General features: G+C 62.2%; 17 protein-coding genes. 7 read left to right on the top strand and 10 right to left on the bottom strand.

Translation table 11 applies throughout. The features are described from left to right. Positions 1 to 173 precede the first annotated feature (173 nt). The 4 genes from GO014_RS10035 to GO014_RS10020 all read right to left on the bottom strand — a co-directional run bounded on the left by GO014_RS10035 (position 174) and on the right by GO014_RS10020 (position 3,809). Positions 174 to 662 carry a chemotaxis protein CheW gene (locus GO014_RS10035; protein ID WP_157290203.1) on the bottom strand — a complete coding sequence of 163 codons (489 nt, stop codon included), beginning with the start codon at positions 660 to 662 and terminating at the stop codon, positions 174 to 176. A gap of 97 nt (positions 663 to 759) precedes the next feature. Then, the gene (locus GO014_RS10030) at positions 760 to 3,114 is read right to left on the bottom strand and encodes a chemotaxis protein CheA (protein ID WP_157290202.1); all 2,355 of its coding nucleotides are present in this window, start codon (positions 3,112 to 3,114) and stop codon (positions 760 to 762) included. A 42-nt stretch (positions 3,115 to 3,156) separates the two neighbouring features. Next, positions 3,157 to 3,522, bottom strand: a complete 366-nt coding sequence (locus GO014_RS10025) for a response regulator (protein WP_157290201.1) — start codon at positions 3,520 to 3,522, stop codon at positions 3,157 to 3,159. Next, positions 3,519 to 3,809 (bottom strand): STAS domain-containing protein, encoded by a 291-nt coding sequence (locus GO014_RS10020; protein WP_157290200.1) that lies wholly within the window; start codon positions 3,807 to 3,809, stop codon positions 3,519 to 3,521. The genes GO014_RS10025 and GO014_RS10020 overlap by 4 nt, the downstream gene beginning before the upstream one ends. A gap of 391 nt (positions 3,810 to 4,200) precedes the next feature. On the opposite strand from GO014_RS10020, the gene GO014_RS10015 reads away from it, so the two are divergent. Continuing rightward, complete coding sequence (locus tag GO014_RS10015) at positions 4,201 to 5,520, top strand: NAD(P)H-dependent oxidoreductase (RefSeq protein ID WP_157290199.1); 1,320 nt, start codon at positions 4,201 to 4,203, stop codon at positions 5,518 to 5,520. A gap of 1 nt (position 5,521) precedes the next feature. On the opposite strand, the gene GO014_RS10010 is transcribed toward GO014_RS10015, so the two are convergent. The 3 genes from GO014_RS10010 to GO014_RS10000 form a co-directional block, all read right to left on the bottom strand. Beyond that, the gene (locus tag GO014_RS10010) at positions 5,522 to 5,902 is read right to left on the bottom strand and encodes a VOC family protein (protein ID WP_165836768.1); all 381 of its coding nucleotides are present in this window, start codon (positions 5,900 to 5,902) and stop codon (positions 5,522 to 5,524) included. Positions 5,903 to 5,993: 91 nt separating this feature from the next. Continuing rightward, complete coding sequence (locus tag GO014_RS10005) at positions 5,994 to 6,518, bottom strand: HPP family protein (RefSeq protein ID WP_116587390.1); 525 nt, start codon at positions 6,516 to 6,518, stop codon at positions 5,994 to 5,996. Between the two features lie 98 nt (positions 6,519 to 6,616). Continuing rightward, entirely contained in the window at positions 6,617 to 7,585 is a 969-nt protein-coding gene (locus GO014_RS10000) for a zinc-binding dehydrogenase (RefSeq protein WP_157290198.1), read from the bottom strand. Positions 7,586 to 7,695: 110 nt separating this feature from the next. On the opposite strand from GO014_RS10000, the gene GO014_RS09995 reads away from it, so the two are divergent. Continuing rightward, on the top strand, positions 7,696 to 8,505 hold the full coding sequence (locus GO014_RS09995; protein ID WP_157290197.1) for a siderophore-interacting protein: 810 nt from the start codon (positions 7,696 to 7,698) through the stop codon (positions 8,503 to 8,505). A gap of 46 nt (positions 8,506 to 8,551) precedes the next feature. Here GO014_RS09995 and GO014_RS09990 read toward each other — a convergent pair whose 3' ends face one another. Beyond that, positions 8,552 to 9,436 (bottom strand): carbohydrate kinase family protein, encoded by an 885-nt coding sequence (locus GO014_RS09990; protein ID WP_116587393.1) that lies wholly within the window; start codon positions 9,434 to 9,436, stop codon positions 8,552 to 8,554. Continuing rightward, on the bottom strand, positions 9,433 to 10,368 hold the full coding sequence (locus tag GO014_RS09985; RefSeq protein ID WP_157290196.1) for a pseudouridine-5'-phosphate glycosidase: 936 nt from the start codon (positions 10,366 to 10,368) through the stop codon (positions 9,433 to 9,435). The genes GO014_RS09990 and GO014_RS09985 overlap by 4 nt, the downstream gene beginning before the upstream one ends. A gap of 429 nt (positions 10,369 to 10,797) precedes the next feature. Between GO014_RS09985 and GO014_RS09980 the strand changes: the two genes are divergently transcribed. Genes GO014_RS09980 through GO014_RS09965 form a run of 4 tightly spaced genes read left to right on the top strand, consistent with a single transcriptional unit; the run spans position 10,798 to position 14,860 of the window. Continuing rightward, on the top strand, positions 10,798 to 11,889 hold the full coding sequence (locus GO014_RS09980) for a polyamine ABC transporter substrate-binding protein (RefSeq protein ID WP_157290195.1): 1,092 nt from the start codon (positions 10,798 to 10,800) through the stop codon (positions 11,887 to 11,889). Between the two features lie 58 nt (positions 11,890 to 11,947). Next, positions 11,948 to 13,102, top strand: coding sequence for an ABC transporter ATP-binding protein (locus tag GO014_RS09975; RefSeq protein WP_157290194.1), 1,155 nt, complete (start codon positions 11,948 to 11,950; stop codon positions 13,100 to 13,102). Continuing rightward, on the top strand, positions 13,099 to 14,049 hold the full coding sequence (locus GO014_RS09970) for an ABC transporter permease subunit (protein ID WP_116587397.1): 951 nt from the start codon (positions 13,099 to 13,101) through the stop codon (positions 14,047 to 14,049). Before GO014_RS09975 ends, GO014_RS09970 begins: the two co-directional genes overlap by 4 nt. Before the next feature lies 1 nt (position 14,050). Continuing rightward, positions 14,051 to 14,860: an ABC transporter permease subunit gene (locus GO014_RS09965; protein ID WP_157290193.1), complete on the top strand. Its 810-nt coding sequence runs from the start codon at positions 14,051 to 14,053 to the stop codon at positions 14,858 to 14,860. On the opposite strand, the gene GO014_RS09960 is transcribed toward GO014_RS09965, so the two are convergent. Then, entirely contained in the window at positions 14,857 to 15,246 is a 390-nt protein-coding gene (locus GO014_RS09960; protein WP_157290192.1) for a hypothetical protein, read from the bottom strand. The two genes, GO014_RS09965 and GO014_RS09960, sit on opposite strands and share 4 nt — an antisense overlap. On the opposite strand from GO014_RS09960, the gene purU reads away from it, so the two are divergent. Next, positions 15,233 to 16,087 carry a formyltetrahydrofolate deformylase gene (purU, locus tag GO014_RS09955; RefSeq protein WP_157290191.1) on the top strand — a complete coding sequence of 285 codons (855 nt, stop codon included), beginning with the start codon at positions 15,233 to 15,235 and terminating at the stop codon, positions 16,085 to 16,087. The two genes, GO014_RS09960 and purU, sit on opposite strands and share 14 nt — an antisense overlap. The last annotated feature ends 39 nt before the right edge of the window (positions 16,088 to 16,126 follow it).

The following is a 16,126-nucleotide window of genomic DNA, read 5'->3' as shown; positions in this document are numbered from 1 at the left end:
GCCTACTCAGGTCATAGCAGCACGAAACCGCGGGGCCCATCAAGCGCGCTTCGATCAATCGCGAACCTCTGGGTACACTTCGTATCATTGCCAATGGCAATCAGGCCAAGCACGCGCAAAGGGCGCCCCGTGGGCGCCCTGAAAAGCTGGTGAAATGAGCTTGCCGTCGCCTTCTAGCCGTCCATCTTGGCACCAGAGACCACGGCGTGCAGATCGATCAGGCCGACCATGCGGCTTTCATGGGTAACAATGCCGTTGAGCAGTTCGGTATCGATCGAATTGCCTTCGGGGACATTGTGGATGTCATCGCGATTGACCGTCAGAATGTCCGAGACCGCATCGACCAGAATGCCGACCCATTTGTCGCCAACGCTCATCACCACCACCACATGGTTCTTGGTGGGCGAGGTCTGGCCGTCGCCGAAGCGGGCGCGCAGGTCAAAGATCGGCACGATGGTGCCGCGCAGATTGATCACGCCCCGCACGAATTCGCGGGTATTGGGCAGCGGGGTGGCACCGTTCCAGGCGCGGATTTCGCGCACCGTGGTGATTTCCACGCCATAAGTCTGCTCGCCGATCGAAAAGGCGATCAACTGCAGGGTGTTCTGACCGGCAGCTGCCGTCTTGTCGCTCATATCGTCGCGAAGGCTCAGCGCTTCCATCTTTTCTTGCCTCTTCTTCCGCCCATCCTGGGCACTTGGCTTGATCCTAATGCGTCAATCGACGCCAATTCCTTAACGGCGCCATGCGCCTTGTGCACTACGCCGCATTCTGGTGGATCGGCGAGGTTCTGAGCCCCTGCACATCCACGATCAGCGCCACATTGCCATCGCCCAGGATAGTGCCGCCGGCGATGCCCTCAACGCTCTCGAAATTCTCTTCGAGCGATTTGATCACCACCTGCTGCTGACCGATGATGTCGTCCACCACCAGCGCCACTTTCTGATTGCCCTCGGCCTCGCAGAGCACCACGAACTGGTCGTCCGGGTTCTGCTGGCTGGTGAGCTCGAAGCGCTGTGCCAGGTCGATGACCTGCACATATTCGCCCCGCACCTGCAGCACCCGGCCGCCCGAAGGCACGCGCTCGAAGGCAGCGCGGCTGCACTGCATGGTCTCAACGATCGAGGAAAGCGGCACCACATAGGGGCCTCCACCGACCTTGACCAGCATCACATCGAGCACGGCCAGCGTCAGCGGCAAGCGCAAGGTCATGCGCGTGCCCCGGCCGGGCCAGCTCCGCACATGCACCGAGCCGCCGATCTTCTTGATATTGGAGAGCACCACGTCCATGCCCACGCCGCGGCCGGAAATGTCGCTCACGGCCTCGGCAGTGGAGAAGCCAGGAGCAAAGATGAGCTGGTCGATCTGCTCATCGGTCGGGGTGATATCGGGGGCCACGATGCCCTTGTCCCGAGCCAGGCCCAGGACGCGTTCGCGGTTGATGCCGGCCCCATCATCCTCGACAATGATCAGGATATTGCCGCCCGCCTGTTCGGCTGAAAGGCGAATTGTACCCGATTCCGGCTTGCCGGCCGCCAGGCGTTTTTCCGGGCTCTCAATGCCGTGGTCCGCCGAATTGCGGATCATATGCGTCAGCGGGTCGGACAATTGCTCGATCACTGTCTTGTCGATTTCGGTGTTCTCGCCAATGGTCTCGAGCTTGATCTTCTTGGAGGTCTTGGTGGCCAGTTCGCGCACCAGGCGCGGCATGCGGCTGAACACCGATTTGACCGGCTGTGCACGAATCGCCATCACCGAATCCTGCAACCCGCGCGTGGTCTGGGCCAGAACCTCGAGGCCACGCACCAGCTCGGTATAGCGGGCGCGCAGCGTTTCATCCATCTGCTGGGTCAGCATCGATTGGGTGATGACCAGCTCGCCCACCATGTTGACGACACGATCCACCTTGTCGAGATCGACACGGATTGACTGCACGCCAACCGAGCGGCCGCTGCTTTCCTCGCTCTCACCACCACCGGCGGCCGGCATGGCCGGCTTGGCGGCGGCAACCGGCGCGGCGACAGCAGCAGCCTTTTCCGCCTTGGGCGCCGGCGCAATCTCGGCGGCGAGCGCGGCAAAGCTCAGGTCAGCGGGGGCTTCATCAAAACTGTCCTGCGGGCCAATCTCCGCAGCGGGCGGCTCGGGCGCAAACGCGGCGGGCGGCACGACGGGTTCGGCCGGGGCCGCCACTTCTTCCTCGGTCAGGGCCAGCAGGCTCGACAGATCCGGCTCGTCTGACGCGGTTGCAACTTCAGCGACGACCTCGGGTTCATCTTGCACAAGGCCGGGCACGGTGCCGGCCTGGGCGATGACGATGTCGCAATCGCCATCGACAAATTCGAACACTTCGCGAATGGCGTCTTCGCCCAGACCTGGCGCCACAAGGGTAATTTCCCAGGTGCAGTAGACGCCAAAGGGCTCGAAATCAGACAGCGGCGGCACATCGCTCAGAATGGGGCGCACGTTCATTTTGCCCAGGGCCGCCAGTTCGCGGAACAGCAGCAATGGATCATTGGCCCGCGCATAAAGCGCACGATGCGGGGTGAAGCGGATTTCCCACTGCCCCTCGGCAGCCATCATCGGGGCGGCGTCGAACACATCTTCGACCGGCGCTTCCCCGGTTGGCGTCGGGGCGTCGAGATTGACCATGACGGGGGTAAAATCAAGGTCGAATTCGTCGACCATTTCTCCGTCCAGATCGTCTTCCCCGGCGCTGTCCGCGCCCGACTCGCCCCGTGCCAGGGCATCAAAACGTGCCTTCTCGTCGGCGCCGTAATCGGCCGGCAGATCCTCACCAGACTGGGCGGCATTGACATGATCGGCAACGATGTCATTGGCACGGATGCACAGCACTACAACATCGTCGGTCAACTCGATCCGACCGTCGCGGACATAGTCGAGCAGCGTTTCATAGGCATGGGCAAAGCCCACCAGCGCGGTAAATCCGAAGGCCCCGGCACCGCCCTTGATCGAATGAATGGCCCGGAACACCGCATTGAGTCGGTCGGCGTGGCGCTCGCCCTCTTCAATGGCGGCGAATTGCTCTTCAAGCTCGGTCAGGAGCTCGGAGCACTCGTCGAAATAGGTGGCCTTGAAGTCGTCGAGATCACTCATTCTTAGGCTTCCAACCCTTCTGGGTCCGTACTGGTTTTTGGTTTAGTGCACGACGCGATTGATGACTGATATCAGCTTTTCCGGATCGAACGGTTTGACGATCCAGCCCGTACCGCCGGCCGCCTTGCCTTGGTCGCGCTTGTCCTGGCTGGTCTCGGTGGTCAGGATCAGGATGGGGAGCGAATTGTGCTGACCGGAGGCCCGGACGTTCTTGATGAACTCAATCCCGTCCATCACCGGCATGTTGATGTCGGTGATCACCACATCCACATCCTGGCTTCTGAGCACATCCAGGCCCTGCTTGCCGTCTTCGGCCTGCAGCACTTCGAAGCCGGCATTGCTCAGCGTGTGATGCAGCATGGCCAGAATGGTCCGCGAATCGTCGACCGTGAGTACACGCAACGTCATTGTTTCATCATCCCCGAAAACTGGGCACCAAGGCCCAGCCGTTCGATCGCGGCGCCCATGGCCGCGCTCGGCGCTTCAATAGAAAACTCGAAATGGTGTCTCCGGGCGGTCTCGGCGGCGCTGATCAGCAGCAGCAGCGCATTGGTCGAAACCCGCTCGACCGCTCCGGCCTGGACCGCGACCGGTCCCTCTTCCAGGGCGTCGATCAACTGGTCGCGAATGCCATCGATCGAATCAAGGTCGATGATTTCAGGCAAGGCGACCGTCTGCAGGTTTTGCTTGGCCATTTCGTAAAGGTGCCCCCGGAGTTTTCTCCAAGCTGCATATTCAGCCCCAACGGTTTAAGAATTGCTAACTATGACCCGTCCGCATCGCGGCCAAACGCGCCAGTGGCGCGGTTGGAGGGTCATAGGCCCGAAGAGCTATGCTCGCAGGGCGATCCCGTGCCCGAAGGGACGGAGCGCTCCAGTGGAGCGATCCGAGCCGAATAGGCCTTGAGAGCTACGCTCGAAAGGCTGAGCGTCCGCATTGCAGGGTCATGGGCCCGAAGAGCTGTGCTCGATTGGCAGCTCGTAGCGCAGCTCACAGGGCTTGGCCGCACCTCCGACCCCAACACAATCCTTGCTCCCGCCCTCACACGGGGTTATCGCAGGCGCGATACCAGAACTGGACCGCCCCATGCCCTCAAAGATCGCCCTGACCGGCCTTGCCCGTGACCTCGCCCAGCGCGCCGCAGACGGCAAGACCATTCGCGTCGGGGTGATCGGCTCCGGCGAAATGGGCACCGATCTCGTCACCCAGATGAGCCTGATGACCGGCATCGAAATGGCGGCCATCGCCACCCGCCGCCCCCATACTGCGCTCGATGCCATGACCATCGCCTATGGCGAGGACACTATGGGCAAGGTCTGCGACACGCCCAGCGCCGCCACCGCGGCCATCGAGGCCGGCAAGATTGCCATCACCTCGGCCGAGACGCTGGTCACCACCCCCAATATCGATGTGGTGATCGACGCCACCGGCAAGCCGGGCGTCGCCGCCGATTACGACCTGCTGGCCATGGAACATGGCAAGCATCTGGTGATGATGAATGTCGAGGCAGACGTGACCATCGGCCCTTATCTGAAAACCCAGGCCGACAAGCTCGGCGTGGTCTATTCAGTCGGCGCCGGTGACGAGCCGAGCTCTTGCATGGAGCTGATCGAATTTGTGTCGGCCCTGGGCCTGGACATTGTCGCCGCCGGCAAGGGCAAGAACAATCCATTGAAGCACGACGCGGTACCCGACGACTATCGGGAGGAAGCGGAACGCCGCAACATGAACCCGCGCATGCTGGTCGAGTTCGTCGACGGGTCAAAGACCGCCGTCGAAATGACTGCCATCGCCAATGCCACCGGGCTCTTGCCCGATATTCCCGGCATGCACGGGCCGTCCACCGATCGCGACGACATGGCAAAGGTACTCATTCCCAAAGCCGATGGCGGCATTCTCAATTCGTCAGGCGTCGTGGATTTCACGATTGGCAAGGGCGTGGCCCCGGGTGTGTTCGTCATCGTCAAGGCCGAGCACCCGCGCATCATCGAGCGCATGGATGATCTTCATATCGGCCACGGGCCTTATTACGGGTTCTTCCGCCCCTACCACCTGACCAGCCTTGAAGTGCCGCTGACCTGTGCCCGCATCATGCTCACCGGCAAGCCGGACATGGTCCCCCTGCCCCGCCCGGTGGCCGAAGTCTGCGCCGTCGCCAAGCGCGATCTGCAGCCCGGCGAGGCGCTCGATGCCATCGGCGAGACCTGCTATCGCTCCTTTGCCATGACCGTCACCGATGCCCGCGCTGCCGGCGCCCTGCCGGTGGGTCTGCTCGAAGGCGGCAAGGTGACAGCGCCGGTGAAAAAGGGGGAACTCATCACCAGCGCGAACGCCCAACCGGATAGCTCGACGCGGCTCTTTGCGCTGCGGCAGGAACAGGATCGCATGCTCGGCCTGAGCGCCTAGCTCACGCGTAGCAGACCGCCTGCAGCTTGTTGCCATCGGGGTCGCGCACATAGGCGGCGAAATAGTTCGGCCCGTAATGCGGGCGCGGTCCCGGCGCGCCTTCGTCGCTGCCACCATGTTGCAGAGCCAGCGCGTGAAACTGCTCCACCTGCGCCGCGCTCTCGGCGATCAGCGCGACATGGGTGCCATTTCCCCAGGTCGCGGGCCGTCCGTCTTCCGGGGTGTAGAGGTAGATCGTGGGCATCTGCCCGTTCTTCTCATAGGCCAGCGGCTTTTCCGGCGGCTTGGCAAGGCGCTCGAACCCCAGCACGCCGAGCACGGCATCGTAAAAGGCGGCCGAACGGGTCTTGTCATTGGTTCCCAATGTGATGTGGCTGATGATGGACATGCCAGCTTTTCTCCCAAGTCGTTCAGCTAATGCCATGCACACTATTGTGCCGTGCTGCCAGACCCTGTCACCAGGGCATGGATCTTCAATCCTTCTCCACTTCCTCGGCCAGCGGCAGCGGGTAGCGCCGCCTTTGTGGCGGCAGGCGATGCAGTATTGTGCCCATGACGACCAGCAGAAGGCAGGCTAGGAACAGCACGACAAACAGAGTCAGCGCGTCCACCCGGCCAGTCAGCGTCAACAGGGGGATGGCCGCCGCCGGAGGATGGGTCACGCGCAGCGCCAGCATGACCAGCATTACCAGTCCCACACACAGCGTTGCCAGCCAGAACGGTTCGGGCACCACGGACATCGCCAGCACCGCCACCACCGTGCCGATGAAATAGCCGGCAAAGATATTGATCGGCTGCGCATTGGGCGATTCAGGTTGCCCGAAAATCACCAGCGCCGTAGGGGCTAGCGGCGCCAGCAGCAGGGGCAGGCCCGTAACCGCCGAAAGATAGCCAATCAATGTAACCGCCGCTGTCGTGGCGGCCGCAGATTTGGCATGTACCCGCCAGTCCTTGCGGGGTTCGTGCCGGGCCATGAAACGGGCAATCAGGGGGTGCATGCATCAACTGGACAGTAAAAAGGGGTCTGCCCATATAGGCAAACCCCGTCCATGCTGTCAGCCCTTTGGGACGCCAGCGCAGCGCCTGCTGGCAAAACCTAGCCGTGAATGGCGATCTTTCCCTTGCGGCCTGGCACGCCGCTGGCTGCAACGGCTTCTGCAATGGCATCAATCGGATAGCTGGCCTCGATCGCCATTTTGAGTTTTCCCTGCGCGGCATCGGCAACCAGTTCGCCGAGCAATTGGCCGATCCGCTCCGGCTTGACTGGTGGGTTGGCGCCCCAGAAGCCTTTGACCGTGATGCCGCGAAACAAGAGATCGCCAGCAGAGATTTCCAGCGGACGGGCCGTCATGGCTCCAAAGCTGATCAGCTCGGCACCATCGCTGAGGATGCTCAGCAACTGCGCCGCCCCCTTGCCGCCCAAAGATTCAACGCCCCGCACGATCGGCACACCACCGGTGATGGCACGCGCCTTTTCCTGCCAAGCCTCGCCTTCTGTCGCGACCACGGTGTCGAACCCGAGAGCCGCCATCTCCTGGACAGCCTCCGCCCGGCGCACCAGGCCGAGCACCTTGATGCCAGACGCCGTGCCGTACTGCGCAACCAGCTTGCCCACCGCTCCATTGGCGGCGTTGAGCGCAATCCACTGCCCCGCCTCGACGCCCAGCGTATCGAGCAGCATCTTGGCGCTGAGCGGCATGGAGACGAGCTGGCAGGCCGTGGCATCGTCGACGCTGTCAGGGACCGGAACAACCCGGCGCGCATCGGCAAGATAATATTCGGCCCAGCTGCTCTGAGCGCCGCCGGCAACCCGCTGCCCGACTTGCAGGTTCTCGACACCCTCGCCCAGCACCTCGACAACGCCGACGGCCTCGGTTCCCGGCACCGCCGGAAGCGCGGGCTTGTGACCATATTGGCCGGCAATGGTCATCAAGTCGTGATTGTGCACGGGCGAGAGCACCATGCGCACCAGGACCTCGCCTGGCCCGGGCTCCGGGCGCGCACTTTCCTCTGTGGTGAGGACAATTTCGGGCTTGCCGAACTCGGTGTAGACGGCGCGCTTCATGTTCATCTCCGTTGTCATGTGCGGCAGAGATAGGCGAGCTGACGCTTACGTCAACCTTGCCACGCCGAATTCTCTTCGCTAATTCCTGATCAATAAAGTCAGGATAGACAATGCCCGAGACCACCGCCCAATCCCGCGTCATCCAGCGCCTGCGCCACGACACCAGGCTTCGCCTGCTGACCGTGTCCGGGATCAAGGATATCACGCCTCTGATGCGCCGCATCCGCCTCAACGGCGACATGACCGGCTTTGTCTCACCCGGCCATGCCGACCACATCAAGGCCTTCTTTTTCCCCGACGGCACACCGGACCAATTGCCGCCGGTCGGCCCCAATGGCGCCCAATTCCCGCCCGGCACAAGGCGCGAGATGCGCGACTACACCCCGCGCTATTGGAGCGTGGATGAGGGCTGGATCGAGCTCGATTTCGTGTTGCATGGCGATGGCCCGGCTTCGGGTTGGGCCGCCTCCGCGCAGATTGGTGACACCCTGGTGATCGGCGGTCCGCGCGGAAGTCAGATCGTGCCGCTGGCTTTTGACTGGTATTTGCTGGCCGGCGATGAAACCGCCCTGCCCGCCATCGGCCGCCGGATCGAGGAGTTGCCAAAGGGCACACCGGTCGTTGCCGTAATCGAGGTTGAGAGCAAGGCTGAGGAACAGCATTTCGAAACCGAAGCCGACCTCACGCTGCAATATGTGCACCGCAATGGCGCCGCTGCCGGGACCACCAGCCTCGTCCGCGACGTGGTGGCCGCCGCCATCTTTCCGCAAGGGGACGTCTATGCCTATGTTGCTGGCGAAGTGAACATGGCCCGGTCCGTCAAGGCGCATCTGCTCGAGGCGCGCGGCTTCAAACCCGAATGGCTCAAGGCCGCCGGCTATTGGCATCCGGGCATCGCCGACGCCCAGGAGGATCACTGACTTCGAGGCGGCGGCAAAGCCGCAAAATCCTTCCGGCGGAGGGACTTTAGCCGGGCTGGCCACCCATTGCCTGAACCGCTTTTGCGCCACCAGCAATCCCGGCCGAGAGACAGGCCTCGTGGTCCTCACCGCGCAGCAAGGCCGCGACAAATCCGGCCGCAAAGGCATCGCCCGCCCCGGTGGTATCGATCACCTTGACGATGGGCGCCGGCTGGCTCAGGCGCAGCCCGTGACGGTCGCCCAATGCAGCCCCGAATTGTCCGCGCTTGATGACCACATGGGAAAATTGGCGACCCAGTGCCTGCATTTGCGCATCAAAATCGGCTTCCCCCGTCAGCAGTTCCGCCTCGCTTTCATTGGCGAACAACCACGCCCCCTGGCCAGCCCAGCCCAGGAACACCGCCGGCCCGACTTCTTCGAGAAAACCCGTGGACGCTGGATCAATGGCGACAGGGACATTGCGCGTGCGCGCGGACTGCAACAGCCGCTGGACCGCCTCGCGCGGTCCCGGCGCAAACAGGCTGTAGCCCGAGACCAGCACCAGTCCCACGCCCTCAAGCAGGCTATCCGGCAAATCACCGGGGCTCAAATTGAGATTGGCGCCCCGATCGGTAAGAAAGCTGCGCTCCCCCGACGGATCGAGAATGGTCACCAGCACGCCTGAGGGCAGATCCCGGTCCCCGGCAAGCGCCGGCACCACGCCCTGGCCGCGGAAATAGTTCTCATACATCGGCCGGTCAGCGGCCCCGACGCGGGCGGCAAACAGCACATTGGCCCCGGCAGCGCCCAGCCAGACGGCCTGATTGGCCCCTGACCCGCCCGGCCGGTTGCGGATTTCCGCCCGCCGGTCCGAGCCGGGCACGATCGGCCCCTCGGGCCGGACGATGATGTCGGTCATCACATCGCCGACCACCAATACGCGGGTGCTCATGCCGGGCGAGAGGCGAGCTGGCTCGACAGCGCGACCGCAATCTGGGCGGCGACCTTGGCGTTGTTCTTGACCAGCGCGATATTGCTCTCCAGCGACTTGCCGCCGGTCAATTCGAAGATCCGCTGCAACAGGAAGGGCGTGGTCGCCTTGCCCTTGACCCCCTGCGCTTCGGCATCGGCTAGCGCCTGGGCAATGAAGCCCTCAATGGCACTGGCTTCCCAGGCATCACTTTCGGGAATGGGATTGGCGATCAGCACTCCGCCCATATTGAGATCCGACTGAATGGCGAGCAGCTTGGCCACCTCGCCTGCAGTATCGAGGCGTTGATCGACCTTGAAGCCACTGGTGCGCGCCCAGAAGGCGGGAAAATCCTCGGTGCCGAAACCCAGTACCGGCACGCCATTGGTTTCGAGCACTTCGAGCGTCTTGGCGATATCAAGGATCGACTTGGCCCCGGCGCAGACGACTGCCACCGGTGTGCGGCCAAGCTCCTCAAGGTCTGCCGAAATGTCAAAGCTGTCCTCGGCACCGCGATGCACCCCGCCAATGCCGCCCGTCGCAAAGATGCGGATGCCCGCCAGTGCCGCGATCTGCATGGTGGTGGCAACGGTCGTGCCGGCCATGACGCCACTGGCCAGAAGCGCCGCCATATCGCGGCGGCTGGCCTTGGCCGCCTTGTGCCCCTCTTCGGCCAGACGCTGAAGATCCTCGCCTGAAACCCCGACGCAGAGCCGGCCATCCATGATGGCAATGGTCGCAGGCACGGCGCCATGCTCACGCACGACCGCCTCGACCTCCTGCGCCATGCTCAAATTTTGCGGATAGGGCATGCCATGGGTGATGATGGTCGATTCCAGCGCCACCACCGGCTTGCCGGCAGCCAGCGCCGCTTTGACATCGCCTGAAACCGACAGATAGGCCTTTGCACTCATTCTGTTCTACTCCGAAACGCTGGTTTGCCGCCTGTGGGCGACGCAATTGGCCGAGCTTGTGCGCCCCGGCAACCATGCGGTCAAGTCCTGTAAAAAACAGCGTCCACACCGCCTTGTCGGCTTTCTGGTTTGTCGATAATTTGCCTTTGTGTTTGAGAGGGAAAGGACACTTCGCTGGCTAGATCCATTGTTGACGGCGCTTGGTTTGCGCCTCGATACGCACCCACTTTTCGGGTTGATCGCCGCAACAGTTCCGGGCGCCTTCCGGTGCCGCCTACGCGCGCATATCCACCTCCGTTTCATGCCATTTCCGGGGTCTTTCAGATGAGGCCCCGGGGTTGAGCCGCGGCTCTATCCGCGAACCGGCGCATGGCGCCTCGAACCGGCTGTCCCTGCACATGCCAATCGCCTCCACAGGAGACTAAACTGATGAAAAAGTCGCTCGCCATTGCCCTTGGCGCTGTACTGGCTGCGAGCCCTGCCATTGCGCAGGAGGAGCCGGTGCTCAACGTCTATAACTGGTCCGACTACATTGCCGAGGACACCATCGCCAATTTCGAGGCGGAAACCGGTATCAAGGTCAATTACGACGTCTATGACAATAACGAGATCGTCGACGCCAAGCTGCTGGCCGGCAATTCCGGCTATGACATCGTCGTTCCCTCGGGCAACTTCCTCGAGCGCCAGATTCAGGCTGGCCTGATCCTCGAACTCGACAAGTCCAAGCTGACCAATCTGGGCAATCTCGACCCGGCCGTGATGGCAACCGCCGCCAACCAGGACCCGGACAATGCCCATGCCGTGCCCTATATGATCAACACCATCGGCCTGGGCTACAATACCGCCAAGGTGACCGAAGCACTCGGCCCCGATGCGGATCTGGAAAGCTGGGACCTGCTGTTCAAGCCCGAAGTCGTCGAGAAGCTCGCCGGCTGCGGCGTCGCCGTGCTCGACAGTCCCTCTGAAGTGATGGGCATTGCCCTGCACTATCTCGGTCTCGACCCCAATTCGGAGAGCGAGGAAGACCTGGCTGCGGCCGAAGCGCTGATGAATTCCATCAAGCCCTCGATCCGCTATTTCCACTCCTCGCAATATATCGACGATCTGGGCAACGGCGAAATCTGCCTGGCACTGGGCTACTCGGGTGACATCTTCATCGCCGCCGATGCCGCCGCCGCAGCCGGACAAGGCGTTGAGGTGACCTATCTGATCCCCAAGGAAGGTGCTGCCACCCTATTTGACTTCCTGGCCATCCCCGCCGATGCCCCGCATCCGGAGAATGCCCATGCCTTCATCAACTACATCCTCGAACCCGAGGTCGTAGCCGCCATCACCAACTATGTCTTCTACGCCAACCCGAACCTGCCGGCGCTGGAATTCGTGGACGAAGCGGTCAAGTCGAACCCCGGCATCTATCCGCCGGCCGAGACCATCGAAAAGGCCTTCGTGATGCAGGCACACTCCCCCGATTACGAGGAAGTGCTGACCCGCACCTGGACCCGCATCAAGACCGGTCAGTAGAACCACCTTGCGAAGGGCGGCCCGCGCCGCCCTTCACTCCATCGGACAGAGAGCACCAATGGCCAAGAAGCCGCAGCAGCTAGCCATCGACACGCGTCCCTGGCGCGACACGGCCAACAACAAGCCTTTCGTGCGCATCAAGAATGTCTCGAAGAAATTCGGCGACATCATCGCGGTGCACGAGGTCTCGCTCGACATCTACAAATCCGAACTGTTCTGCCTTTTGGGCGGCTCGGGCTCGGGCAAGTCGACCCTGCTGCGCATGCTGGCCGGCTTCGAAAACCCGACCTCGGGCACCATCGAAATCGACGGCCAGGACATGACCGAAGTGCCGCCCTATAACCGGCCGGTCAACATGATGTTCCAGTCCTATGCGCTGTTCCCGCATATGAGCGTGGAGCAGAACATTGCCTATGGCCTGAAACGCGACGGCCTGCCGCGCGCCGAGATTGCAGCGCGGGTCAATGAACTGCTGGCCCTGGTCAAGCTCCAGGACTATGGCAAACGCAAGCCTCACCAGCTCTCCGGCGGCCAGCGCCAGCGCGTCGCGCTCGCTCGCGCCTTGGCCAAACGCCCCAAACTCCTCCTCCTCGACGAACCGCTCGGCGCACTCGACAAGAAGCTGCGCGAGGAGACCCAGTTCGAACTGGTCAAGATCCAGGAACAGCTCGGCGTCACCTTCATCGTGGTTACCCACGATCAGGAAGAAGCCATGACCCTGGCCACCCGCATCGGGGTGATGAACCAGGGCGAAATCGCCATGATCGGCGAACCCACCGACATCTATGAATTTCCCAATTCGCGCTTCGTCGCCAACTTTATCGGCTCGGCCAATATGGTTGAGGGCGTGGTTTCCGAGGACGAGCCCGACCATGTGCGCATCCGCTCAAGCGAGCTGGGCTGCGATATCTATGTCGGCCACGGTGTCGACTGCGCGCCCGAACAGCGCCTCTGGTGGGCCATCCGCCCCGAGAAAATGGTTCTGAGCCGCGAAAAGCCCGCCGGGCTCCATGGCGCCAATGTGGCCACCGGCATTGTCGAGGAAATCGCCTATCTGGGGGATATCTCGGTCTATCAGATCGCGCTTGCAAGCGGCAAACGCCTCCGCGTCAGCCAGACCAATTCGGTGCGTGGCAATCCCGACGCCATCACCTGGGAAGAGACAGTCTATGTCACCTGGGACGAAGACGCCGGCTCGGTGCTGACCTCATGACCACCCACGATCCAACCATCCCGCCGCCCCGGCGGCTCAAGCCCTGGAACGCCGTCGAGCGTGGTCTGGCCCGTGTCGGCATTACCGGCCGCATGCTGGTGCTCATTGCGCCGCTCATCTGGCTGCTGGTGTTCTTCCTCGTGCCGCTGGCTGTGGTGTTTGGCATTTCGCTGACCAGCAAGCAGTTCGGCCGCCCGCCCTATACCCCGCTGCTCACCAGCGAAGAGGGCACGGTGCAACTGACATTGCACCTGAACAACTACATCCGTCTGTTCACCGACAATCTCTATGTCGCGGCCTATCTGAGCTCGATCCGCATTGCAGCGATTGCCACGATCATCACCCTGCTGGTCGGCTACCCAATGGCCTATGCCATTGCCCGCGCCCCCGATCGTTGGCGCAATATCCTGCTCATGCTGGTGGTCCTGCCCTTCTTCACCTCCTTCCTCCTTCGCGTCTATGCGCTGACCGGCTTCATGCGCGGCAATGGAGTGATCAACCAGTTCCTCGGCCTGTTCGGCATCGAACCGATCGTGATGATGCAGACCGATTTTGCGGTCTATGTGGGCATTGTTTACACCTACCTGCCTTTCATGATCCTGCCGCTCTACACCACGCTGGTAAAGCTCGACGTGTCCCTGTTTGAGGCCTCGGCGGATCTGGGGGCCAGACCCATCCACACCTTCCTCTTTGTCACCCTGCCGCTCTCGCTGCCCGGCATCATTGCCGGCTCGATGCTGGTCTTCATCCCCGCCATTGGCGAATTCGTTATTCCCTCGCTGCTGGGCGGGCCGGAAACGCTGATGATCGGCCGGGTGCTCTGGGATGAGTTCTTCAGCGCCACCAATTGGCCGCGTGCCTCCGCCGTGGCGGTGGCCATGCTGCTGGTTGTGGTGGTGCCCATCATGCTGTTGCAACGCGCCCAGGGCGCAGTGGTGGAGAAATAGCATGCGCCGGGGCTGGTTCCTTCCCATCGCCGCTGCCTTGGGCTTTTCGTTTCTCTACGCGCCCATCGTTTCGCTGGTCATCTTCTCGTTCAATGAATCGAGCCTGGTAACCGTCTGGTCCGGTTTCTCGACCAAATGGTATGGCGAGCTGTTCCGCGACCCGCAATTGCTCGGCGCGGCCTGGCTGAGCCTACAGATTGCTGCGCTCAGCGCCAGCATCGCCCTGGTGCTGGGCACGCTGGCCGCCATTGCCCTGGTCCGCTTCCGTCGCTTTCGCGGACGCACGCTGTTTGCCGGTATGGTCTCGGCCCCGCTGGTCATGCCCGACGTGATCACCGGCCTGTCGCTGCTGCTGCTTTTTGTGGCCATGGAAGGTTTTCTGGGCTGGCCGCAAGGGCGCGGCATGCTGACCATCGTTATCGCCCACGCCACCTTCTGCACCGCCTATGTCTGCGTGGTCGTGCAGTCGCGCCTGTCCGATTTCGACCGCAGCCTTGAAGAGGCCGCCATGGATCTGGGCGCCTCGCCGGTCCGCACATTTTTCGACATCACCCTGCCAATCATCGCCCCGGCGCTGGTCTCGGGCTGGCTGCTCGGATTTACCCTTTCGCTCGATGATCTGGTGATCGCCAGCTTTGTCTCCGGCCCCGGCTCCTCCACCCTGCCCATGGTGATCTTCTCCAAGGTGCGCCTGGGCGTCTCCCCGGACGTCAATGCGCTAGCCTCTATCATCATCGGCATCGTAGCCCTGGGCGTGCTGGCCGCAACGATCATTCAGTTGCGCACCAAACCGAAAAACCGACAAGTCTAGGGCCGAATTTTTCGTGACTGGACAGGCCCGGAAAACACGGGCAAGCTCACCTCATGTTCAACGAAAGCAAAGGAGGTGATCCAGTGTCTTATGAGGTTTTGGCGCTTGAGGAAGGTCTGGGTTTTCATGTGTTGAGCGGGAGTGATCTCGGCTAACAACACACCTCCCGGCCCCTTAAGGCCGATAAGCTCAGGAAGGGCTGTCCGCAAAGGGCAGCCCTTTTCTGTTGCGCCGTTAGCCACCTGCCCAGCCCAAGGCTTGACGGATGGCACCAAGCCATTGATACCGCTGGCCGAGCATCCGCGCTGCCATGCCAATTGGTTGCCGGTTTCGGTTTGGACGCGCGACACAAAAAATCTCGGGAGGCCCGCATTGTCTTCGGCCAATTTCGTACTCACCCTTAGCTGCACCGATCGGCCCGGCATCGTGGCTGCCGTCACCACCGAGCTGGCGGCGCTCAAGGCCAATATTGCCGAGTCCAATCAGTTCTGGGATCGCGAGACCGGCCGCTTCTTCATGCGCCTGGCCTTTACCGCCCCGCACGATGTGAGCCGCGACAGCATCGAAAAGGCGCTCAAATCGCCAATTGAACGCTTCGACATGAAGACGGCGCTTTCCGATGAAAGCCGCAAGAAGCGCGTTGTCATCATGGTCTCAAAATTCGACCACACGCTCTTGCATCTGCTCTACCAGATCCGCGTCGGCTGGCTCGACGCCGAGGTCGCCGCCATTGTCTCCAACCATGAAGACGCCCGCAAGATAGCCGTAGACGCCGGCGTGCCCTTCCATTTTCTGCCCGTCACCAAGGAGACCAAAACCGCCCAGGAAGCTCAGGTGCTTGAGATCGTCAAATCCACCGGCGCTGACCTTGTCGTGCTGGCGCGCTACATGCAGGTGCTGTCCGACAATCTTTCCACGCGTCTGTTCGGCCAGGTGATCAATATTCACCACTCCTTCCTGCCCAGCTTCAAAGGCGCCAAGCCCTATCACCAGGCCCATGAGCGCGGCGTCAAGATCATCGGCGCGACCGCCCATTATGTGACGCCCGATCTCGATGAAGGCCCGATCATCGAGCAGGAAACCGCCCGCGTGACCCATGCGCTGAGCCCCGACGATCTGGTCGCCGCCGGGCGCGACATCGAAAGCCGCGTCCTCGCCCGCGCCGTCAAGCTGCACCTGGAGAACCGGGTGATGCTCAATGGCAAGAAGACGGTGGTGTTCGGGTAAGGCGTATTCGATATGTCCCTCCCTCTGTCAGGGGGAGGT

Origin of the sequence: Devosia marina (assembly GCF_009758415.1) — a bacterium.
Lineage (GTDB): Bacteria > Pseudomonadota > Alphaproteobacteria > Rhizobiales > Devosiaceae > Devosia > Devosia marina.
The sequence above is the reverse complement of the archived record's forward strand: the minus strand, read 5'-3'. Positions and strand labels throughout refer to the sequence as shown.